The following is a 21,761-nucleotide window of genomic DNA, read 5'->3' as shown; positions in this document are numbered from 1 at the left end:
CTCGGGCACGATCAGATAAATCGTGATCGCACCGGCGACAGTCAGCCCAGCGAGCAGACCAAATAGTTCACGTCAACCAATCCACTCCAGCAACAGGTCGGCCGGCAATGTCGCCGTGACCGCACCCAGCGCGCCCAGCATCACCATCAAGCCGTTCGGGAGCGGGACGCGATCCCCGGGAAACCAGAGAACGAGTGGCACGGGGATTTTTGGCCGCTTCTGCCAACCGCGCAGCCATGCCCTCGGAGAGGTAAATGCCAATTCTGGGTTTCATGAGAGAGACTTGCTCTGAGAGCGACTAGAGAGTCGTTAGTCGTGCAAACAAATCACGCTGGCATCAGCGGTCTGGTGCCGCGGCCGACGAAGGTCAGGATTTCGTAGGGCGTTGCCGCCATCAGACGGGACGTCTTCAGTCCGCCATCGCGAGCTTCAACGATTTGCGAAGCAGCCCAGATCAGGACGTCGGCGTCCCAAATAGTCGCCATGCCGTGCTCCGGAACGGCTTCGACACGAATGCGGATCTCGCCGGCGCGAAGAGCACCAATCCATGGGATGAAGTTGCCGCGTGATTAAATGGACTCGCAATGACCACTCTGTGTATCAAGTACGTATACGAGGACATGGATCGACACGGTAATGTGCGCCGGTATTTCCAGCACAATCGAGGACCCAAGATCCGACTTCGTGCCGTGCCAGGTACCGACGAATTCGGGAGAGAGTACCAGGCCGCTCTGAATGGCAAGATCGAGCCCAGAGAGACCGAACAACCGCAGGGCTCGCGCGCGAAGAATGGGTCGCTGCGATGGCTGATTGAGCAATACTACGCCTCGGCGGAATTCACGAGACTCGACACCAGCATCAAGTCAGCCCGACGCGGCATTCTCGATAATTTGTGTAGCGAACCGGTCTCGGACGAGAATTCAAATTTGATCGGTTCCTTGTCCTACGCCTCGATGCCGAGCAGCAAGGTGCGCGCGCTGCGCGATCGCAAAGCGGAATTTCCCGAGGCTGCCAACGGTCACATCAAGGCGCTGCGCCAAGTCGTCAAGTATGCAATCGCGGCGGAGCATCCCGGCGCCGAGCGAAATCCGGCACGGGATGTGCCGTACACGAAGACCGGATCGCAGGGCTTCCACACTTGGACGATTGCTGAAGTGCTGCAATATGCCAAGAAGCATCCAATCGGCACCAAGGCGCATCTCGCACTCGCGCTATTGCTGTTCACCGGTCAGCGAAGATCGGACGTCGTTAAATTTGGCCGACAACACATCAAGAATGGCTGGCTTACGTTTACGCAGGTGAAAAACCGGAAGACCAAGCCCGTAACCCTGTCGATCCCGATTATGCCCTGGTTGCAATCTGCAATCGACGCGTCGCCATGTGGCGATCTGACGTTTCTGGGTACAGAGTTCGGCCGCCCTTTCACCGGCAATGGTTGCGGCAACAAGTTCCGCGATTGGTGCGACCGGGCCGGATCAAATCATTGTTCGGCACATGGCCTGAGAAAGGCTGGCGCATGCATTGCGGCCGAGAACGGCGCGACCGAGAAGCAGCTGATGGCGATCTTCGGATGGCAGGCGATGAAGGAGGCCGCGCACTATACCAAGAGGGCCAACCAACAATGTCTCGCCGCGAGTGCGATGCCACTCCTGTCCCTCGATCAAACCGCGGACAATAGTCTCCCACTTTTGGGCCCGGTTGAAGAAAGTGGGAGTAAAAGGGGAAAAAACCGAGGAAGATCAAAGCCTGATTTGAGACATGGTGCCCAGGGGCGGAATCGAACCACCGACACTGCGATTTTCAGTCGCATGCTCTACCAACTGAGCTACCTGGGCAGGTCTCTTGCGGGCAAAAAAGCCCGGCGAGCCGGCGGGTTATAGTGGGACCGGACCGCGCTGTCTACCGCCCTGACGGCAAGTTTTCACATTCCTTGTGCGGTTGCGCGGCGGCGCGGGACGCCCGCCCCGACCGGCCGGCCCCGCCGGGGCAAGATCATGAAAACACGGCGCTATTCGACGTCGTCCTCGTCGCCTTCGGCGGCCGGGATGACATAGGAGCCGCTGAGCCAGCGATGCAGGTCGACGTCGCGGCAGCGCGGCGAGCAGAACGGGCGGACGGCCTCGGCCGCGGGCCGGTTGCAGATCGGGCAGCGGCGGATGGGCTTGGCGGATTTCGAAGCGGGGGCGCTCCGGTGGGGCGATTCGTCTGACATCGCCGGCTATTTAATGGGCTGGACGCGCGGATGCACCCCCGCACGCGAATAGTCAGACGCCGACGGTGTTGAGCCAGCCGAAGCGGATCGGAAAACCCTCGCCGGCGAGCAGCGTCGTGGTCTCGTACAGCGGCAGACCGACGACGTTGGTGTAGGAGCCGACCATCTTCACCACGAACGAGCCGGCGATGCCCTGCACGGCGTAGCCGCCGGCCTTCCCCCGCCATTCGCCGGAACCGATATAGGCCTGGATGTCGTCCTCGCTGAGCCGCTTGAAGCGGACGCGGGTCTCGACCAGGCGCTGGCGGAACGCCTCCTTCGGCGTGACCAGGGTGATCGCGGTGTAGACGCGGTGGTTGCGGCCCGACAGCAGCCGCAGGCACTGCGAGGCCTCGTCGACCAGATTGGCCTTCGGCAGAATGCGGCGGCCGACCGCGACCACCGTGTCGGCGGAGATGATGAACGACCCGCGCAGCTCGTCGTCGAGCTGGACGGATTTGAGCGCGGCATCGGCCTTGGCGCGGGCGAGGCGATTGGCGCAGGCGCGCGGCAGCTCGCCGCGCCTCGGCGTCTCGTCGACATCGGCCGGGCGCAGCGCGTCGGGCTCGATGCCGGCCTGGTTGAGCAGCGCCAGACGCCTGGGCGAACCGGATGCAAGAACGATTTTGGGACGGCCGAGCATGCTGATTTCGCTAGGGGATTCGGAAGCTGTGGGGCGGGCGCGCGGAACCTATCGGAAGGGCTGCCATTCCACAACCCGCGAGGCGTGCGACAAGGCCGAGACGGGCCTGCTCTACGGCCTCAGTTTGAGCGGCGGACGACGTTGGTATTTCGGTTCGATGACACCTGTGCAGGAACCGGGACCCTACAAGCCCGCCGGCCCGGGCTTGCCGAAACGCTTGCGGATCCGCGTGAACAGGCCGTCGCAGACTTCGCGATAGGCGGCGAGCTTCTGCTCGCGGTTGCCGTCGGCGCCGGTCGGATCGGGCGTCGGCCAATATTCGACGTCGGCGGCGATGGTGCGGGTCAGCTCCAGCGCCTTGTGATGGGCCTCGGGAGACAGGGTGATGATGAGGTCGAAATTCAGCCCCTCCCAGTCCTCGAGCTCCTCGAAGGTCGTCGGCTTGTGCTGCGAGATGTCCTGGCCGAGCTCGGCCATGACAGACACTGCGAACGGGTCGAGCTCGCCCTTCTTGACGCCGGCGGAGCGGACATAGAGCGCCTGCGGATACATCTGGCGCAGCAGGCTCTCGGCCATCGGCGAGCGCACGCTGTTCTGGCCGCAGGCGAACAGCACCGCCTGCGGCTGGCGCGCGCGCGGCGGCACCTCGGCCATGCGCCTAGGCGCCCTCGGCCGCGAAGGTGGCCGGGCCCGGCAGCAGGCGACGATGCAGCGCGGACGGCATCACTGGCCCTCGCCCTTCCAGTGCAGCACGGTGATCAGGGTGAACAGCCGGCGCGAAGTCTCGAAATCGACCCGCACCTTGCCCTTCAGCCGCTCCTGAAGGGTGCGCGAGCCCTCGTCATGGATGCCGCGGCGGCCCATGTCGATGGCCTCGATCTTGTCGGGCGTCGCGGTGCGGATCGCCTGGTAGTAGCTGTCGCAGATCATGAAATAGTCCTTCACGATCCGCCGGAACGGCGACAGCGACAACAGATGCGTTACGACGGGCGTGCCGTCCTCGCGGCGGATGTCGAACATCAGCCGGTTGGCGGTGATGCCGAGATGCAGGGTGAACGGACCGGCGCCGTCGGCACCTTCGGGCGCGAACAGATTCTCCTCGACGAGGTCGTAGATCGCAATCGCCCGCTCATGCTCGATGTCCGGACCAGAGCGGCCGATCGACTCCTCGTCGAGCGTCACCGCCACGATGCGATTGGTCCGGTCGTCGCCTGGCGGGTGCTGGGTCATGGCAGATTGAGGCGTATTCCCACGGAGCGTGAATGGGCGTCGAGACCCTCGGCCTTGCCCAGAGTCATCGCCGCTGGCCCCAGCGCGCGCAACTGCTCGGGGCCGCATTTCAACAGCGACGTGCGCTTCATGAAGTCGAGCACGCCGAGGCCCGAGGAGAACCGCGCCGAGCGCGCGGTCGGCAGCACGTGATTGGAGCCGCCGACATAGTCGCCGATCGCCTCCGGCGTGTGCGCACCGAGGAAGATGGCGCCGGCATTGCGGACCTTGGCCGCGAACGCGTCGGGATCGGCCGTCATGATCTCCAGGTGCTCGGCGGCGATGGCGTCCGCCAGCGGCACCGCCTGGTCGAGATGCTCGACCTCGATGATGGCGCCGAAATCGGCCCAGGACGCGCCGGCGATCGACGCGCGCGGCAACGTCTTGAGCTGGCCTTCGACGGCGCGGGCGACGTCATCGGCGAGGCGGCGGCTGTCGGTGATCAGGATCGACTGCGCGCTGGCGTCGTGCTCGGCCTGCGCGAGCAGATCGGCCGCGATCCAGTCGGCATTGCCGCTGTCGTCGGCGATCACCAGCACCTCGGACGGGCCCGCGATCATGTCGATGCCGACCTTGCCGAACACCAGCCGCTTGGCGGCGGCGACATAGGCGTTGCCCGGGCCGACGATCTTGGCGACCGGGGCGATCGTCGCGGTGCCATGCGCCAGCGCCGCCACCGCCTGAGCGCCGCCGACGCGGTAGATCTCGGAGACGCCGCCGAGATGGGCGGCGGCCAAGACCAGCGGATTGAGCCTGCCGTCCGGCGCCGGCACCACCATCACGAGGCGCGCAACGCCTGCGACCTTGGCCGGAATGGCGTTCATCAGCACCGAGGACGGATAGGCCGCAGTGCCACCCGGCACATAGAGCCCTGCCGATTCGATCGCACTCCAACGCCAGCCGAGCTCGACGCCGGCTTCATCGGTGAAGCGCTGGTCCTGCGGCAGCTGCTTGAGATGAAAGGCTTCGATGCGGTCGCGGGCAAATTTCAGCGCGTCCAACGTGGCCGTATCGCAGGCCTTGAAGGCGGCCTCGATCTCGGCAGGCTTGACGCGCAGCGAGGAGGCGTCGAGCTCCAGCCGGTCGAACTTGCGCGTTGCCTCGAGCAGCGCCGCATCGCCGCGTTTGGCGACGTCGTCGACGATGGCGCGCGCGGCGGCTTCGACGTCGGCGGAGGTCTCGCGCTTGGCGGCGAGAAACTGCCGAAACTGAGTGTCGAAATCGGTGCTGGCGCGGGACAGGCGAATGGGCATCTCTGGCACTTTCCGAAGGGGTGGCTGCCCCCGACCCCCTGCTCAATGGCGCGGCAGCGCGGGGCCGTCAACCCTTTGAACAGGCGCCTACCGGGTCAGCGGCGGACCGCCATCGATATCGCTGGTGCCGAGATCGTCCTCGCCAAGATCGGTCAGCTCGCATTCCAGACATTCGACATCGAGCCGCAATGCGCCGCCATGGGAGAACAGCAGCAGCGCGCTGCCGGCGGGCGGCTCGGCGCCGGCATGGAATTCGATGCCGATCAGCTCCAGCACGGCCGCGGGCGCGGCGAGGTCGATCCGCCGCGACTTGCAGGCCAGCACCCGGTCGAACCGCAGCGCCGCCAGCAGACGGCGTGGCTCGCTCTCACCATGCAGCGCCTGGTCCCAGTCGAGCCGGTTCATGCCGATCACAAGCCGCTTCTCGGCCTGGCGCCAGATGATGTCGGCCGCCTGCACCCGCGCATCCTGCACATGGGCCGAGATCACGGCGAGATCGTCGGCATCGAGCGCGATCAGTTTGAGCCGGTCGGTCACGGTCTCATCCTCTTGGCAGCGCCCTCACTCGCGGATGCGCTCGATCGTGGCGCCGCAGGCCTTCAGCTTGTCCTCCAGCCGCTCGAAGCCGCGATCGAGATGATAGACGCGATTGATCATGGTTTCGCCTTCCGCGGCAAGCCCGGCAATCACCAGCGACACCGAGGCGCGCAGATCGGTCGCCATCACAGGCGCGCCACGCAAGCTCGAGGTGCCCTCGATCCGAGCGGTCTCGCCATCGAGACTGATCCGCGCGCCGAACCGCGCGAGTTCCTGCACATGCATGAAACGGTTCTCGAAGATGGTCTCGGTGATCGCCGAGGCGCCCTGCGCGCAGACCATCAGCGCCATCAGCTGGGCCTGCAGGTCGGTCGGAAAGCCGGGGAACGGCGCGGTCGTCACCTGCACCGGGCGGATGCCGTGGCCGTTTCTGACGACGCGGATGCCTTCGGCGTCGCTCGTGATCTCGGCGCCGGCCTCGATCAGCACGTCGAGCGCGGACTGCAACAGCTCCGGCCGCGCGCCGGCGAGCCGGACATCGCCGCCGGTCATCGCCGCGGCGATCGCATAGGTGCCGGCCTCGATGCGGTCGGGCAGCACGGTGTGACGCGCGCCGTGCAGAGACGCCACGCCCTCGATCTCGATGCGTGGCGTGCCGGCGCCGGTGATGTGCGCGTCCATCTTGTTGAGGCAGTCGGCGAGATCGGTGATCTCCGGCTCGCAGGCGGCGTTGGTGATGACGGTCGTGCCCTTGGCGAGGCTCGCGGCCATGACCGCGACATGGGTGCCGCCGACGGTGACCTTGGGGAAATCGATCGTGCCGCCGCGCAGGCCGCCCGGCGCTTTGGCGACGACATAGCCGGCATCGATCTCGATGCTGGCGCCGAGCTTTTCCAGCGCCATGATCAGGAGGTCGACCGGCCGCGTGCCGATGGCGCAGCCGCCCGGCAACGACACCCGCGCCTCGTGCATCCGCGCCAAGAGCGGCGCGATCACCCAGAAGCTGGCGCGCATCCGCGACACCAGCTCATAGGGGGCCGTGGTGTCGATGATGTTGGCCGCCGAGATCTGCAGCGTCTGGCCCTGGTACTGGCCATCGCCGGGACGCTTGCCGACCGACATGATGTCCACGCCGTGATTGCCGAGAATGCGCTGAAGCTGCGCGACGTCGGCAAGGCGCGGGACGTTGTCCAGGATCAGCGTCTCCGGCGTCAAAAGACCCGCGATCATCAGCGGCAGGGCGGCGTTCTTCGCGCCCGAAATCGGGATGGTGCCGCGAAGCGGGTTGCCGCCGACGATGCGAATGCGATCCATGCTGGTCCTGTGGGGCTGGCCGGGAAATTGGGCTAAGGTCGGCGCAACAGGACCGACATTACGGCGATTTGATGGGTTCGCAACGGCAGGTCGCATCGCCGGGGAATTCATCCCCTGACAGTGCGGCCCGCCGCGGCGGGAACGCGCGAATCAGACCGGCGGGACGAGCGCATCGGCCAGAAACCCGTGCAGCGCGGCGACGACCTGGGCGCCCTCGCCGATCGCGCCGCCGACGCGCTTGACCGAGCCGGAGCGGACGTCGCCGACCGCATAGACGCCGGGCACCGAGGTCTCGAGCGGCGACACCATCCGCCCGGCATTCTGCTCCGACTGCGCGCCGGTGACGACGAAGCCGGCGCGGTCGAGCGTGATGCCGCAGCCGTCGAGCCAGCCGGTGGCGGGATCGGCGCCGACGAACAGAAAGAGATTGCTGATGTCGGCGGGCGTCTCTTCGCCGGACAGCCGGCTCTTCAGGGTGATGCGTTCGAGCCCCGTGTCGGCCCCGCCATCGAGCGCGACGACCTCGGTGTTGAACAACAGCTCGATGTTCGGCGTCGCCTCGATGCGCTCGATGAGATAGCGCGACATCGACGCGGCAAGCCCGCCGCCGCGGATGATCATCCGCACCTTCTTGACGTGCCCCGCCAGAAACACCGCGGCCTGGCCGGCGGAGTTGCCGCCGCCGACCAGCCCAACCTCCTGTCCAGCGCACAGCCGCGCCTCGATCGGCGAGGCCCAGTACCACACGCCGCGGCCCTCGAACTCCTTGAGCCGGTCGAGATCAGGCCGGCGATAGCGCGCACCGCTGGCAACCACCACCGAGCGCGCCCGCACCTCGTCGCCACCCTCGAGCGCCAGCACGAAGGCGTCGGCCCTGCGCTCGCAATCGAGCGCATTGACCGACACCGGGATCATGATCTCGGCGCCGAACTTCTGCGCCTGGTTGAAGGCGCGCGCGGTCAGCGCGAGGCCGGTGATGCCGGTCGGGAAGCCAAAATAGTTCTCGATGCGGGCGCTGGCGCCAGCCTGGCCGCCGAACGCACGCGAGTCCAGCACCGCCACCGACAGACCTTCGGAGGCGCCATACACCGCGGTGGCCAGGCCCGCCGGCCCGCAGCCGACGACCGCGACATCGTAGATCTTCTCGCCGCGCGGGCCGCCGATCATCCCCACGGCACGCGCCAGCTCGCTCTCGCTGGGATTGCGCAGCACGCTGCCGTCGGACACCACCACCAGCGGCAGCTCGGCGGGCGTCGGCGAATAGCGCGCGATCAGATCGGCCGCGTCGTGATCATCAGCGGGATCGAGCAGATGGTGCGGAAAGCCGTTGCGGGTAAGAAAGCTCTGCAGCCGCGCGATCGCAGCCGATTGCGGCGGGCCGATCATGACCGGGCCGCCGGCGCCGCCCTGGATCAGGTTGACCCGGCGCAGGATCAGCGCCCGCATGATGCGCTCGCCGAGCTCGGCCTCGGCGATCAGCAGCGCGCGCAGCCGTTCGGGACGAATCAGGATGACCTCGACGTCGCCCTCGGCATGGCCGTCGACCAGCGCGACGCGGCCGGAGAGCTGGGCGATCTCGGCCAGAAACTGCCCTGGCCCCTGGTCGATCACCGGCGTGACGTGACCGAGGCCGTCACGCTGGGTGATCGCGACATGGCCTTTGAGAATCACGAACATGCCGGGGCCGGGCTTGCCGGTCTCGAACAGCAGCTCGCCGTCGCGATAGGTCTGGATCTCGCCGAAGCCGCGCAGACGCGCGATCTCCGGCGGCGTCAGCTCTGGAAAGGTCTGCTCAAAGCGGGGCAGCGTCTTCGCCAGCTCCGCCCGCTGTGCCCCTGCCTCCACCGTCATCCCTTCATCCGCTGCCATCACGCCCACCCCGCTTGCAATCTGCTCAACGCTTCGAATCGTCCGGACCGCCGGCAGCGGCCTCGTCCGAGCCGCCCTCCTCGGCCGTCACCGCCTGGCTGCGCTCGCGGCTCTGCGCCTTGCGCCGCTTCAGGTTCTCGCGCAGCGCCTGCTTCAGCCGCTCCTCGCGCGCGCCCTTCGGCGCCGCCTTCCCGGTCTTATCCGTCATCCCTCCCCCCGGTCACCCCATACCAGAGGCACAATTGGGGCCGCAGATGCGAAAGCCAAGAGGCGTTGGCGACGCAGACGCTAGGTTCCGCCCGACCGGCCGTCGCCTGCCCGGATGGGGAGTTGCCGGCGCGACCCGGGCATTGGGGACGCCAAGGGCGGCCAACCGCGAGAATCCGCCGCGAACGGGTGATTTCGGTCCGATTTCGGAGGTCTTTCGCTCCCTTTCGATGCATCACGCTGACGTCTTTCCCCGAAAACCGGACGAGCCACGCTTGCGCAGGCGGGGACCTTGTGGCAAGAACCGCCCGCGTTCGGTCGCGGCCTTCGGGCCTGTCCCCGCCAGTCCCTTTGCTGCCGTAGCTCAGTGGTAGAGCACTCCCTTGGTAAGGGAGAGGTCGACAGTTCAATCCTGTCCGGCAGCACCAGGGCATTCTTCCCCGACATGATCTTCGGCGACGCCTCGGGACCGCAGGCCACGCACAGATGCGCGTCATCGGCCTCGCGGCGCAATTTGCGTCCGAGCTCTGCTGCAGCACCGCCCTCTCCGGAAATCGAGGGCGCAGGGAAGGCCGGGCGCTGGCCGCGCCCGTGGCCCGCCTGCGAAAAAAAATGCAGGCGGCAGGTACCACAGGTCTGGCCGAACACACCCGGCCCTCCCTGCGCAATGGGCTTACGATTTATACGCGCTCTCCCTGGGGACCGGGCTTTGTTGCCCCCATCACCCGCGATGCACTGACGCACATCAGCGAGCTTGACCTCAGCATCGGGAGGCCAGGACCACGCGACTTCATCGTCCGTATCGAAGTTGTTCGTCCGCTCGCGAATGCGCGCTGCAACTCCGACCCGGCCACCGCATCCCACACCCAACGCTCGTGACGACTCGCGAACGCCCCTCTTCGATGGGCACGGGACGGCCAGAAATGTGCAGGTGATTTGCCCGACGACACAAGGGGAATGAGTGCGGCAGAGTGGCACGACGGGCAGTTTTAGCAGAGCTGGGATGCGAGCGGCGGAGGGGGCTTTGTTTGGTGCAGCGTCACCCTAATCCCGTAATCCGTCACCGTAATCCCTGGCGGCGGCGAAGAAGCGCGGCGTGCAGCTCGGCGGGGACCGCGGAGCGCGACTATCTCATGCTGCCCGCAAGGCCGATCGGGAGGCGCAGGCAGTTCGAGCCGCTGAGCGGACCAGGGATCTAGCTCCAATCGTTCAGGAGATACGGGCAGCCGGCGTCACCTCACTGAGCGGCATCGCGAGGGCTCTGAACGAACGGCGTATCGCCACTCCGCGCGGTTCAGATTTATGGGCGCCAGCACGGGTCGCCCGCATGTTATCAAGAATTACAGCCGATAGCGGCTAGGATGAACCTGCCGCGACTAGGGTCGTCAAGCTGAACGCGGGATCGACTCCTGCGCAATTTGGGGATGATCATTCCAGTTCCCTGCAATCAGTGCTTTTGTCCCCAAGGTGTATTCTGCGCCGTGTCGACGTGCCGATACATTCCGGGCAATAGTGATTTGAACAATTGGGGCGGACGAGTACCATGGGCGGCGAAGATAACGGCTCACAGAAAGAAGCCCGCAAACGTGCGTCAAAAGCAGATCAGGTCACGGATGCTATAGCTGAGCCTATCGCGCCGCAGAAGGTCAAGGCCCTGCAAAGCCATGGCAAGAACTCAAAGGTCTACGTTCCAGTAATTTTGAAGATTTTTAAGGCGAGATACCGACCGGGTGCATCGAGCGTGCTGTTTAGCCTCGACGATGTGCGAAACGCCGTGGAGGAGGTTCGAGCGGAATCGAAAGACCCTAACGCGATCTCCTCACGCAATCCGGCGGATGTGGTCTATCGTATGCGGTCACGTACGGTTTTGCCGGATGAAATTCTCAATCTCGGATTCCACATCCTTCGACCGATCGGCCGAGGTCAATACCAGTTCGAAAAGGCTACCGCAGGCATCATCGAGCCTCCGGCAACGGCGCCGACGTCCGCCATCGATACGACCCCTATGCCCGTTCGGCGATTGTTACCGGAAACGGTGGCCGAGATGGACGAACAAGCGCTATTGTCTGTCATCAGCTACTGCCGAATTCTTGACCACTTCACGGGCATGACGATCTACCGACTTCGCTCCCACGTTCGGAAATCGGTGCCGGGCGTCGGTCAAGCCGAACTGGACGCAATCGACGTCGGCATCGCGAAGTCCGACGACGATGTCCCCATCATTTTCCCGATTGAGGCAAAGGCCGTGGCAGACGCCCTCAACAGGGTCCAGATTCACAACATGGTTCAGTATGCACGCCGTTACTTTCCAGGGCTCACCGTGCGCCCCCTTGCGGTGAAAGTCGACTACCAGTCGGTCGTTCACATCATGGAGTTCAACTCTCCCAATAAGGCCGCGGACTTGAAGGTCGTACGGGCCAAAAGCTACACCATCGCCACCTCAGAGGCGCAGATCGCCGCGATTCGCGCCACCAACGCTCCGAAGCAGTAACCCAATGTCACATGGTCAAAAGATCGGTATTGAACTGTTTGCAGGTTGCGGGGGGCTGTCTACCGGATTCCTCGACGCTGGCCTGCATATTGCCGCAGGATTTGAGATCGACCGCCGCGCTGTCGACGCCTTCTGTTACAACCATGAGTACCGGGGAAGCAAAGGATTCGTCGCCGACCTAGCGACAGCGTCGGGAAGTGAGCTGCTTGAGCTTTCGGGGCTCAGCTCGATCGACTTCCTGATCGGTGGCCCGCCTTGCCAGCCCTTCTCTATTGTAGGCAAGAGGCGTGGGGCGGCCGACGAACGCGCAGACTTGATGGGGCACTACGTTCGGCTTGTTGGCGAACTGCGGCCCAAAGCAATCGTCTTAGAGAACGTACCCAATTTAGCGAAGTTGGGTGGGGGCGAAATCTTCGAGCAGACGATGCGGGGGCTTTCTAACCTCGGCTATGGGATTTGGCACGACGTGCTGTCTGCTGCGGATTTCGGCGTGCCGCAAGCGCGAAAGAGACTGATCGTAATCGGCATTCTAGGCCGTAAGAATGTCCGAGGTCCCACGGCAACACATGGGCCGAACTTGCAGCCGTACACCACCACGAAGCAAGCGATCGGCGATCTTCCGGATGCTGGCGAGTTCGGAAGTACCGGCATTCACAATCATGAGCCGACAATGCACAGCGCCGACATGGTGGAGCGATTCCGCTCACTTCAGCAGGGACGCCGTGAACGTGGCTCATTCCATGACCGACTCCACCCCGATCGCCTGTCGTATACCCTTCGTGCTGGCAGCGGAAATTTCTCCCCTCTGAGACCGATCCACTACAAGTACGACCGCGTCGTGACCGTTCGCGAGAGCGCAAGGCTTCAGGGCTTTTCCGACGACTTCATTTGGCCGGATCGCATCCCTCGCCTTCAGCAGTACCGACAGGTCGGCAATGCGGTTCCTCCTCCTCTTGCCGCGGCGATTGCCCAATGCGTTGCAGAGCAGATGCGATGGACGCTGTCACCGAGACGGTTCAAAGGCGACCCGACCAATCGGGCCGCCCCGATGACAATGTCAGACGAAGAACGCGTTGCTCAGAGAAAAGCACGGATGCGTGGCGCGTCCTTGGGCAAAGTCGCACTCGCATCGGCAGCGGAGTAGTCACGGGGCAGGCTGTGCAATGACTGTGACGCGTCGCACTGCAAGCCCCCACCCGCCTAGGCCGCTTAAAGACCGGGCGCAGGTTCGGTCGCACATAATGCGCCAAGTAAAGTCGCAGAACACCGGGCCCGAACTTCGGGTCCGGAAGATCGCACACGGGCTCGGCTACAGGTATCGCCTTTCGCGTCGAGATTTGCCGGGATCACCCGATCTTGTGTTCGTCAAACGTCGGGCCGCAATCTTCGTGCACGGTTGCTTCTGGCACGGGCATGAGAACTGCCGGTATGGTCGACCGCCGCGCTCCAACTCCTCGTACTGGGGCCCCAAGCTGGCGAAGAACAAGGAACGCGATGCACGCGTCCTGCAAGAGCTGAGTGATCTCGGTTGGCGAACCTTGGTGCTATGGCAATGCGAGCTTGAAGACGAGCGGCAAATCAAACGGACACTCCGCAAATTCCTTGGTCGTGTTGGCGGGCAATAGACCCGCCATGCCCGGCGTGTCGCAAGGCTCAGCAAACAATTGGTCGGGGCGATTTCCCGCGACAACTGCTCACGCGGCTGATACACAGCGAGCCTTCCCCGCACGCGGGGAAGGGAGTGGAGCGCTCGCGCGAGACAAGAGCTGGGCTCGAACTACGCGCCGGCGCACTCCCTCTTTCACTCGGCTGCTTCCGCTCACATCTCATCGCGGCAGCAGATTTTCCTTCGCCAGGTCGATCACCTCGTCCGAACTCGAGCAGGTCAAAGGTTTCAGCGTCTGGCTGATCCGCGCCTTGATGAGCGGCCGCGGCGAGCGGCGGAGCCCGAAGGCGAGCACACGCGCCTGATCACCGAGACGCGCGTGCATTGTCCCGACCGCACGTCGTATCTGATGTTCCTGCCACATTGGCTGTTGATACGGCCGACGAGCGGCCTCATTCGCCGGCGCATGCTCGGCGCGGTCAGGGAAATCGCGGAGCAGCGCAGGAGCCTGTCTATACACGGCCACTGAGAAGGCTCGGTCCGAGTCATTCTCTCTCACGTTCGACCGTGGACCGTGCAGAGGTCGCCAACCTGGGTTGTACGTTCGCGACACCTACGAAGGCCCCCCGCATGTCGCTGACGCTCATGCGGGCTATGCGCATCAGCGGACCGCCACGCCGCAGTCGGCGCTTCCTTACGCCGCCCGCACCGAGTCCAGAAAGCGGCTGACCTCGTCGCGGAGGCGGCTGCTCTGGCCGGACAGCGACTTCGCGGCGGACAACACCTGCGACGAGGCCGAGCCGGTGTCGTCGGCGCCCTGCCGGACGCTGGCGATGTTGGCCGACACCTGCTGGGTGCCGTGAGCGGCCTGCTGGACGTTGCGCGAGATTTCGCGCGTCGCCGAGCTCTGCTCCTCGACGGCGGAGGCGATGGCGGAGGCGATCTCCGACATCCGGGCGATGGTCTCGCCGATCTCCTTGATCGAGCCGACCGACTCCTGGGTCGCCGCCTGGATGCCACCGATCTGCTGGCCGATCTCGCCGGTCGCCTTGGCGGTCTGCTCGGCCAGCGCCTTCACCTCCGAGGCAACCACCGCGAAGCCGCGTCCGGCCTCGCCGGCGCGGGCGGCCTCGATGGTGGCGTTGAGCGCGAGCAGGTTGGTCTGTCCGGCGATCGCATTGATCAGCTCGACGACATCGCCGATCCGCGCCGCTGCCTTGGCGAGCTCCGCGACGTTGTCGTTGGTCTTGCGCGCCTGCGCCAGCGCCTCGTTGGCGATGCGCGCGGAGTCCTGCACCTGGCGACTGATCTCGGTGACCGACGAGCTCATCTCCTCGGCGGCCGCGGCGACCGAATGCACGTTGGTCGAGGCTTCCTCGGAGGCCGATGCGACCACGGTGGCGAGCTCCAGCGAGCGGCCCGCCGTCGTCGTCAGCGAGGAGGCAGAGCGTTCCAGATCGGCCGACGCCGACGACACGACGCCGACGACCTCGCCGATCGCCATCTCGAATTCGCGGGTGAAGCGCTCGACGCGCTGGCCGCGCTCGATCTTGGCCTGCGCGTCGGCTGCGGCCGCCTGCTCGGCGCGCTTCTTCTCCAGCAGCGCCTCCTTGAACGTCTGCAGCGAGCCGGCCATCGCGGCGATCTCGTCGTCGCGATTGATCGTCGGAATCGTCACGTCGTCATTGCCGGCCGCCATCTGGCCGATCAGGCCGGTCAGGTTCACGATCGGGTTGATCACGCGGCGGCGCAGCAGCATGGTGACGAACACGAGAATGCCGGCGAGGGCGACGACCACCGCCGTCGCCAGCGCGAGCATCAGATAGGCTGCATCGCGCGCCGCGACGGCGCGGTCGCGCGCCTCGGCGATCGCGGCGTCGCGCACGACGAAGAACTTCTGCACGGCCGGGACGACCGCATCGGCCAGGGTGTCGGCGGTGAGTGCGTAGTTGAGATCGCCGAGCCCGGCGGCGATGTCCTTGTCGACGATCGGAACGGCGCGTCCGAAATAGGCCTCCCGGGCGTCCTTGAAGGCCGTGAGCAGGCGCTCCGGATTGCCGAGCTGGTCGATGCCGGCCTCCAGGCGCTCGCGGTCGACCTCGGTGCGGCCCTGGGCGCGATCCATCGCCGCCTTCTCGGCCGCAGCCACGGCGCGGCGGGCGCTGAGCGCCGGCGACAGCGCGGCGGCACGACCGCCGGCGGTCACGCGCAGGTCTTGCGCCGTGCGGGCGACGTCGAGCAGCGTCGTCAGCGACGCGTCGGCATTGGCGATGCGGTTCTGCAGACGGTTCAGAATCGGCTCGATCGCAAGAGCCACCTGGGTGACCCCGGGGAGAAAGCTCTTGATCGCAGCCGGGTCGCGCGCGCTCAGCGGCGCGGTCAGCGTGGGGTCCACCTTGGCAAGGATCTCGGACAGCTTGGACGACGCCTGGTCCAGGCTGCGGGTGATCGCCTCGCTATCGGACACGCTCGTCAACTGTGCGCGCGCTTTCGCGAAGGACGCCTCGGACGACTGCCTGATCTTGCGCACGCCTTCGAGCTGCGCGGGGGTTGCGGGACCTTCCTGGAAGATCGGCGTGATGTAGGGCGCGCGGTGACCCACGACATCCTGGGCGAACAGCAGCACCGCGCCGAAGGCCTCGACGGTCTTGATCGCTTCGGCCTTGTCGCTGACCGCCTTCACCTGCTCGATCACGACTTGTGCAGCAGGGAGGACGGCCAAAGCCGTCACGGAAAGCATCGAAATTGCAAAAAGTCGGCCGATTTTCATCATTGCCCCCGGATTACGCGGGCCCACGCTAGGTTCCTTATGATTAAGGTTGTGCTTAAATCGAATCCCGTATTTCAACGGGGGCTGGCCCCAGCGCATGTGCACCAGGCCATCCGAGCGGGCTGCTGTTCGAGCCGCGAGCGGACCGAGCGCCCGGCCCGCCCCGCCTACAAATCAAAGTTCGTCGGCAGCATCACGACGTCGCGAATGGTCATATGGCGCGGGCGGGTCAGCATGAACAGCACGACGTCGGCGACCTCTGAGGGCTCCAGCAGGCTGCCGGACTCGCGCGCCTCCTTCAGCTTCTCGGCCGGCCAGTCCGCGATCAGCGCGGTCACCACCGGGCCCGGCGAGATCGCGCCGACGCGGATGCCGTGCTTGAACACCTGGCGGCGCACCGTCTGCACGAAGCAGTCGATCGCCCATTTCGACGACGCATAGACCGGCTCCCACGGCGTCGGGTAATGCGCCGCGAGCGAGCTGGTGACGATGATGTCGCCCGTCCCGCGCGCGATCATGTGCGGGAGAACGTCGCGCACATTCTTCATCACGACGTTGACGTTGAGGTTCAGCATGCGGTCGATCGCGTCGGTCCTGGCGTCGACGAGATCGCCGCCGAGATAGCTGCCGGCATTGGCGTGGAGGATGTCGAGCCGGCCGGCCGCATCGAGGACGCGCGGCAGCAGGGTGGCGCAATCCGTGGGATCGAGCAGGTCGATGACCACGGGGATCACGGCGTCGCCGTGCCGCGCGCGCAGGCTCGCCAGCGCCGCGGCGTCGCGATCGATCATGACGACGCGCGCGCCGGCCGCCAGCATCGCTGCGCTGCTGGCCAGCCCGATGCCCGACGCCGCGCCGGTGACCGCCGCCACCTTACCTTCGAGTTCCCTGCCCATCATCTCCTCCTTGTCCGGCCAGACTACAGCAAATCGCGCAGCGCTACCGTACCGCGTTTGGACCCATCGCGATCCCTGCGCGTTGCATCCCGGCCGCATCACCCGTGAAGAGCCCGATGGAGACGATCGAAGCCTATCTCGCCCGCAAGCATCAGGAGCTGCAGCTCCTGAACGGCTGCCTGCGGAGACCGCATGCGCTGCCGGCGCCGCGCGCCGTGATGGAGGTCATCCGGCGCAAGTTTCAGCTCACGGCCGCGCTGAAGGCAGAGCACGCGCTGGGCGACTGGACCGCGACGGAGACCGCCTGGGCGGATGCCGCCGATCATCGCGCCGGCCCGTTCGCCTTCAGCTACGACTATCAGCGCGCGGATCTCGACGTGCGCGGGCCGTCATTCTATGCGGTGGGCGAGAGCCGCCATGACACGATCTACACCATCTCCGGCATGGCCGCGATCGCGGCGCTGCTGCTGGCGACGCGGCCCGTTCTCGGCAGCACGGCGGACCTGCTGATGCTGCCGGGCTCCTATGGCGAGACGCAGGAGCTGGTCGCGGCGCATGCGCGGCATCTGCGCCCGGTGACGCTGACCCGCGGCCTTGCCGACGCGCTGGCGCAGCCCTCGCCGGCGCCGCGGCTGCTGCTGATCGATTCCAGCGCGACCGCGCCGCGCTTCGAAGCCGTGCTGAGTTGCGACCGCCCGGCGATCGATCTCCTGATCTTCGACACCACCTGCTTTGCCAATGGCTCCGGCCGCATTCGCCGCGTGCTGGCCTGGGCGCGGCGCTGGGACGTGCCGGTCGTGATGGTGCGCAGCCACACCAAGCTCGACTCGCTCGGCGCCGAGTACGGCCGGCTTGGCTCGGTCGCTTTCAGCGATTGGACCAATGCCGGCTCTGCAAGCCGCGTTGCGCTTCAGACGCTGCCGGACGAGACGCGCAACGCCGTCAGGCTGCTCGGCGGCGCCGCGCTGCCGGCGCATTTCCCGCCCTATGTCGGCCTGCCCGCCTATCGCGAGCTGACCGCGCGCCGCGTCGCCGCCATCCTGCGCAACAGCCGGCGCGCGCGGCGCCAATTCGCAACGACGCTTCCCGAACTGACCGCGGAGCTCGACTTCGCGCACGGCCTCTACGTCACGCTGGCAGGCCGCGCGCCTCTGGACGAGGCCACCGCGCGGCAAGCCGCGACCGCCATGAGTGATGATCTGCGGCGCGCCGGGCTGCCGATCCGCCACGCCGGGAGCTTCGGCTTCGATTTCGCTGCGACGGAATGGTTTCACGACGCCACCACGGATCGCTACAGCGTGCGCGTCGCCGTGCCCGACCTGCCGACCGCGATCTGGGACGAACTGACGGACGCCATCGCCGCGTGGTGGTTCGCGCATCAGGGGCGATCCGCGGCGGCGTGACCGCTGCACCATGGCACGCGCCTTGCCGCCTCAACGGCAAACCTATCATGCCGCAAGGGGGGTCCAATGAGCAGCTCGGATTTCGATGTCACACGCCGCCACGTCGTGCTCGGCGCCACCGCACTCAGTGCACTGGCACCGCGCATCGCTTTGGCGCAGGGATTCGGGGCAACGCCTCGCGCCGCTCGCAAGTGACCGGACCCGCTTCGGGAGGAGGGACCAACGGTCCGTCAACTCACAGCCACCCGCGCCGCCTGAACTGCCAATACAGCACGCTGCAGACAGTGGCGATGAAGCCGAGCACCGCGTAGTAGCCGTATTGCCATTTCAGCTCCGGCATGTGCTCGAAGTTCATGCCGTAGATGCCGGCGACCGCGGTCGGCACCGCAAGGATCGCGGCCCAGGCCGTGAGCCGACGGGCGATGTCGGTCTGCTGCGCCTGGCCGGCCATCATGCTGGCCTCGAACACGAAGGCGAGGATCTCGCGCAGGGAATCCGCATCCTCCTCGGCGCGCTTGGCGTGGTCGAGGACGTCGCGAAACAGCGGCGCCATCTCGGCATCGATCGCGACGTTGTCGACGTGCTCGAGCCGCTTGCAGACGTCGACCACCGGGCCGACGGCGCGGCGCAGCCGCAGCAGGTCGCGCCGCAGGCGATACAGAAGGTCGACCTCGTGGCGCGCGAGCGGCCGCTGCAGCACGACCTCCTCCAGCGTCTCGACCTCCGCCATGATGCTCTCGGTCACCGGGCGGTAGTTGTCGACGATGAAATCGAGGATCGCATAGAGGATGTAGTCCTCGCCCTTGGCGAGCGAGCCGGGACAGCTCTCGCAGCGCTCGCGCACCGCGCCATAGGAGGTCGAGGCGCCGTGGCGCACCGAGACGACGAAGCCGGGGCCGACGAAGACGTGGGTCTCGCCGAACACGATGTGCTCCTTGACGAGCTGCGCGGTGCGGGCGACCACAAACAGCGCATCGCCGTAGCGCTCGACCTTGGGCTGCTGATGCGCCTTCGACGCATCCTCGATCGCGAGCTCGTGCAGCCCGAACTGCTCGGCCACGCGCTGCAGCAGCGCAGCATCAGGCTCATGCAGCCCGATCCACACCACATGGCCCGGCCGCCTGCTCCAGGCGCCGGCCTCCTCGATGGCGATGTCGGCGACGCGGCGGCCATCGGCATAGACGCTGGCCGCGACCACGCCGGGCTCGCGCGACGCGCCGCGCGTGGGCACGGCCGGCGCATCGGCCGCTGTCTGCATCGTGACGGAACGCATGGCTGAATCTCCGCTTTCCGGGCTGACTTTCGACGCGAGGACTCGCCGGGTCAAGCGTCGCATCAGGTCACGCCGGTCGGGCCGTCGAGCAACTGCCTGACGCGGCGGACCAGATCGGTGCGGCGGTACGGCTTGTTGATGATCTCGAACTCGCCGATGTTGGCATCGGCGCGCTCGACCGCAGCATCGGAATAGCCGGTGGTGAGCAGCACCTTCAATTTCGGCTGGCGCCTGCGCGCCTCACGCGCCAGCACGGTGCCGTTCATGCCGCCGGGCATCACGAGATCGGTGAACAGGAGATCGAAGCGGGCCTCCGAATCCAGCAGCTCGAGCGCGGCATGCGCATTGGCGGCGACCTCGATGCGATAGCCGAAATCCTCCAGGATCGAGCGCGCGAGCTCGGCCACGTCCGGACGATCCTCGACGATCAGAATGCGCTCGCTGCCCGACCGCTCCATCGCCATCTGCGGCCGGATCGAGGGCGCGGCGATCGCCTGCTCGGTCGCCGGAAACAGCAGCTGCACGGTCGTGCCGAGCCCGACCTCGCTGTAGATATAGGTGCTGCCGCCGGACTGGCGGGTGAAGCCGTAGACCATGGCGAGGCCGAGCCCGGTGCCCTTGCCCTCCTCCTTGGTGGTGAAGAACGGCTCGGCGACCCGCGCGAGAATATGGTGCGGAATGCCGACGCCGTCGTCGGACACTTTCAGCGCGACATAGCGCCCGCCCTTGGGCACGCCGAACTGCACGATGTCCTCCTCCGCGATCTCCTTGTTCTCGGTGCGGATGGTCAACGTGCCGCCGTGCGGCATCGCATCGCGCGCGTTGACGAACAGATTGAGCAGCGCGACCTCCGCCTGAGTCTGGTCGACGCGGCTGTTCCACAGGCCCGGCTGCGCCTTGACGACGATGCGCACGCTGTCGCCGAGCGTGTGGCGCGCCATCTGCACCATGGTCTCGATCATGTTGTTGAGGTTGATCGGCCGGCTGTCGAGCCGCTGCTTGCGCGCGAATGACAATAGCTGCTGCGTCAAGGTCGCGGCCCGATTGGCGGCCGTGCGGATGTTCTCGACGGCGCGGCGGTGCCGCGGGGCCAGATCGGCGACGGCGCCCTGCAGGGTCTCGGTGTAGCCGATGATGACCTGCAGGATGTTGTTGAAGTCGTGCGCGATGCCGCCGGTGAGCTGGCCGATCGCCTCCATCTTCTGCGACTGCACCAGCGCGCTCTCGGCGTCGCGGCGGCGCGACACGTCGAGCTGCGAGCCGAAATAATAGACCAGCTCGCCGTCGCGGTTGTAGACCGGGCTGACGAACAGCGCATTCCAGAACGCAGCACCATTCTTGCGATAATTGAGGATCTCCACCGCGATGTCCTGGCGGTTGGCGATCGCCGTGCGGATCGCTGCAATGGTGTCGCGGTCGGTGTCCGGCCCCTGCAGGAAACGGCAATTGGTGCCGACGATCTCGGAGATCTCGTAGCCGGTCATTTCCAGGAACGCCCGGTTGGCGAACAGAATGGGATTGTCGTTCTGGCGCGGATCGGTGACGATCATCGGCATCCGTGTGGTCTCGACGGCCGCGAAGAAGATGTCGTGGCGCTCCGACGACAGATCGGATGCATCGCCGCTGTCGACGACCGCGCGATCGCGCTGCGGCTTGTGTTCCAACATGCTTCCTTGCTCCGCCTTCTCTCTCCATGACATGCAGGGTCGCGCCGGCACCGGCGTGAGTTGCGCAACGCGCCCCTTCGATATGCCGATGGATGGGATCGGGTTCCCGCAGGCATGCCTGCACGCGGGACGGCGCACACAGGGCTCACGAAAATGCGAGGAGGCGGCGGGGGAACAAATCCGGCGGATATGGAAATGCCCGCGCCGCATCATCGTCGGCGCATTGCGCGCGCGACGAGGATGTTGCGCGTCCGCCGACGGAGCGCGGCCTACATCACCGGGCAGAGCATCCGGGTCGACGGCGGGCTGACG

At 66.1% G+C, this 21,761-nt stretch carries 20 protein-coding genes, 2 tRNA genes and 2 pseudogenes; 8 read left to right on the top strand and 16 right to left on the bottom strand.

Annotated features, from left to right (window positions below):
• Nucleotides 1-347 precede the first annotated feature (347 nt).
• Nucleotides 348-533, bottom strand: a pseudogene (locus tag QX132_RS09785) (replication initiator protein A); the annotation flags it as partial.
• 51 nt (nucleotides 534-584) lie between these two features.
• On the opposite strand from QX132_RS09785, the pseudogene QX132_RS33035 reads away from it, so the two are divergent.
• A pseudogene (locus tag QX132_RS33035) lies at nucleotides 585-1,604 on the top strand (tyrosine-type recombinase/integrase); the annotation flags it as partial.
• A 155-nt stretch (nucleotides 1,605-1,759) separates the two neighbouring features.
• On the opposite strand, the gene QX132_RS09780 reads toward QX132_RS33035, so the two are convergent.
• The 10 genes from QX132_RS09780 to QX132_RS09735 form a co-directional block, all read right to left on the bottom strand.
• Nucleotides 1,760-1,835: transfer RNA gene (locus tag QX132_RS09780), tRNA-Phe, on the bottom strand.
• A 173-nt stretch (nucleotides 1,836-2,008) separates the two neighbouring features.
• Nucleotides 2,009-2,212, bottom strand: coding sequence for a DNA gyrase inhibitor YacG (gene yacG, locus QX132_RS09775; RefSeq protein WP_315773789.1), 204 nt, complete (start codon nucleotides 2,210-2,212; stop codon nucleotides 2,009-2,011).
• A gap of 52 nt (nucleotides 2,213-2,264) precedes the next feature.
• A complete protein-coding gene (locus QX132_RS09770) occupies nucleotides 2,265-2,894 on the bottom strand; it encodes a Maf-like protein (protein WP_315735997.1) in 630 nt (209 codons plus the stop codon).
• A 183-nt stretch (nucleotides 2,895-3,077) separates the two neighbouring features.
• Nucleotides 3,078-3,548, bottom strand: a complete 471-nt coding sequence (locus tag QX132_RS09765) for an arsenate reductase ArsC (protein ID WP_315735995.1) — start codon at nucleotides 3,546-3,548, stop codon at nucleotides 3,078-3,080.
• A gap of 69 nt (nucleotides 3,549-3,617) precedes the next feature.
• On the bottom strand, nucleotides 3,618-4,124 hold the full coding sequence (locus tag QX132_RS09760; protein WP_015663966.1) for a UPF0262 family protein: 507 nt from the start codon (nucleotides 4,122-4,124) through the stop codon (nucleotides 3,618-3,620).
• Nucleotides 4,121-5,416 carry a histidinol dehydrogenase gene (gene hisD, locus QX132_RS09755; RefSeq protein WP_316160915.1) on the bottom strand — a complete coding sequence of 432 codons (1,296 nt, stop codon included), beginning with the start codon at nucleotides 5,414-5,416 and terminating at the stop codon, nucleotides 4,121-4,123. The genes QX132_RS09760 and hisD overlap by 4 nt, the downstream gene beginning before the upstream one ends.
• Nucleotides 5,417-5,503: 87 nt before the next feature.
• Nucleotides 5,504-5,953 (bottom strand): DUF2948 family protein, encoded by a 450-nt coding sequence (locus tag QX132_RS09750; RefSeq protein ID WP_316160913.1) that lies wholly within the window; start codon nucleotides 5,951-5,953, stop codon nucleotides 5,504-5,506.
• 24 nt (nucleotides 5,954-5,977) lie between these two features.
• Nucleotides 5,978-7,267, bottom strand: a complete 1,290-nt coding sequence (gene murA, locus QX132_RS09745) for a UDP-N-acetylglucosamine 1-carboxyvinyltransferase (RefSeq protein WP_316160912.1) — start codon at nucleotides 7,265-7,267, stop codon at nucleotides 5,978-5,980.
• Nucleotides 7,268-7,417: 150 nt separating this feature from the next.
• A complete protein-coding gene (locus tag QX132_RS09740; RefSeq protein ID WP_316160910.1) occupies nucleotides 7,418-9,118 on the bottom strand; it encodes an FAD-dependent oxidoreductase in 1,701 nt (566 codons plus the stop codon).
• Nucleotides 9,119-9,161: 43 nt separating this feature from the next.
• Complete coding sequence (locus QX132_RS09735; protein ID WP_315773782.1) at nucleotides 9,162-9,344, bottom strand: hypothetical protein; 183 nt, start codon at nucleotides 9,342-9,344, stop codon at nucleotides 9,162-9,164.
• A gap of 352 nt (nucleotides 9,345-9,696) precedes the next feature.
• Here QX132_RS09735 and QX132_RS09730 point away from each other — a divergent pair.
• From QX132_RS09730 to QX132_RS09710, 6 genes are all read left to right on the top strand, one after another.
• Nucleotides 9,697-9,771, top strand: a tRNA-Thr gene (locus QX132_RS09730).
• Nucleotides 9,772-9,829: 58 nt separating this feature from the next.
• Nucleotides 9,830-10,222, top strand: coding sequence for a hypothetical protein (locus QX132_RS09725; protein ID WP_316160909.1), 393 nt, complete (start codon nucleotides 9,830-9,832; stop codon nucleotides 10,220-10,222).
• Between the two features lie 217 nt (nucleotides 10,223-10,439).
• A complete protein-coding gene (locus tag QX132_RS33030) occupies nucleotides 10,440-10,703 on the top strand; it encodes a recombinase family protein (protein WP_409999127.1) in 264 nt (87 codons plus the stop codon).
• Between the two features lie 183 nt (nucleotides 10,704-10,886).
• The gene (locus QX132_RS09720) at nucleotides 10,887-11,834 is read left to right on the top strand and encodes a hypothetical protein (RefSeq protein WP_315784688.1); all 948 of its coding nucleotides are present in this window, start codon (nucleotides 10,887-10,889) and stop codon (nucleotides 11,832-11,834) included.
• 4 nt (nucleotides 11,835-11,838) lie between these two features.
• Nucleotides 11,839-12,978 carry a DNA cytosine methyltransferase gene (locus QX132_RS09715; RefSeq protein ID WP_315784691.1) on the top strand — a complete coding sequence of 380 codons (1,140 nt, stop codon included), beginning with the start codon at nucleotides 11,839-11,841 and terminating at the stop codon, nucleotides 12,976-12,978.
• A gap of 19 nt (nucleotides 12,979-12,997) precedes the next feature.
• Nucleotides 12,998-13,459, top strand: coding sequence for a very short patch repair endonuclease (locus QX132_RS09710; protein ID WP_315784694.1), 462 nt, complete (start codon nucleotides 12,998-13,000; stop codon nucleotides 13,457-13,459).
• A gap of 201 nt (nucleotides 13,460-13,660) precedes the next feature.
• Here QX132_RS09710 and QX132_RS09705 read toward each other — a convergent pair whose 3' ends face one another.
• The 3 genes from QX132_RS09705 to QX132_RS09695 all read right to left on the bottom strand — a co-directional run bounded on the left by QX132_RS09705 (nucleotide 13,661) and on the right by QX132_RS09695 (nucleotide 17,106).
• On the bottom strand, nucleotides 13,661-13,966 hold the full coding sequence (locus QX132_RS09705) for a hypothetical protein (RefSeq protein ID WP_316160906.1): 306 nt from the start codon (nucleotides 13,964-13,966) through the stop codon (nucleotides 13,661-13,663).
• A 168-nt stretch (nucleotides 13,967-14,134) separates the two neighbouring features.
• On the bottom strand, nucleotides 14,135-16,210 hold the full coding sequence (locus QX132_RS09700) for a HAMP domain-containing methyl-accepting chemotaxis protein (protein ID WP_316160905.1): 2,076 nt from the start codon (nucleotides 16,208-16,210) through the stop codon (nucleotides 14,135-14,137).
• 167 nt (nucleotides 16,211-16,377) lie between these two features.
• Nucleotides 16,378-17,106 (bottom strand): SDR family oxidoreductase, encoded by a 729-nt coding sequence (locus QX132_RS09695; protein ID WP_316160903.1) that lies wholly within the window; start codon nucleotides 17,104-17,106, stop codon nucleotides 16,378-16,380.
• Between the two features lie 116 nt (nucleotides 17,107-17,222).
• Between QX132_RS09695 and QX132_RS09690 the strand changes: the two genes are divergently transcribed.
• A complete protein-coding gene (locus QX132_RS09690) occupies nucleotides 17,223-18,509 on the top strand; it encodes a hypothetical protein (RefSeq protein WP_315797741.1) in 1,287 nt (428 codons plus the stop codon).
• A gap of 235 nt (nucleotides 18,510-18,744) precedes the next feature.
• On the opposite strand, the gene QX132_RS09685 is transcribed toward QX132_RS09690, so the two are convergent.
• Both QX132_RS09685 and QX132_RS09680 read right to left on the bottom strand, forming a co-directional pair.
• Nucleotides 18,745-19,782 (bottom strand): magnesium and cobalt transport protein CorA, encoded by a 1,038-nt coding sequence (locus QX132_RS09685; protein ID WP_316160901.1) that lies wholly within the window; start codon nucleotides 19,780-19,782, stop codon nucleotides 18,745-18,747.
• Nucleotides 19,783-19,844: 62 nt separating this feature from the next.
• Nucleotides 19,845-21,449: a hybrid sensor histidine kinase/response regulator gene (locus QX132_RS09680; RefSeq protein ID WP_316160899.1), complete on the bottom strand. Its 1,605-nt coding sequence runs from the start codon at nucleotides 21,447-21,449 to the stop codon at nucleotides 19,845-19,847.
• Nucleotides 21,450-21,761: the final 312 nt, after the last annotated feature.

Source organism: Bradyrhizobium sp. SZCCHNRI20481 (genome assembly GCF_032485055.1).
Classification (GTDB): Bacteria; Pseudomonadota; Alphaproteobacteria; order Rhizobiales; family Xanthobacteraceae; genus Bradyrhizobium.
The sequence above is the reverse complement of the archived record's forward strand: the minus strand, read 5'-3'. Positions and strand labels throughout refer to the sequence as shown.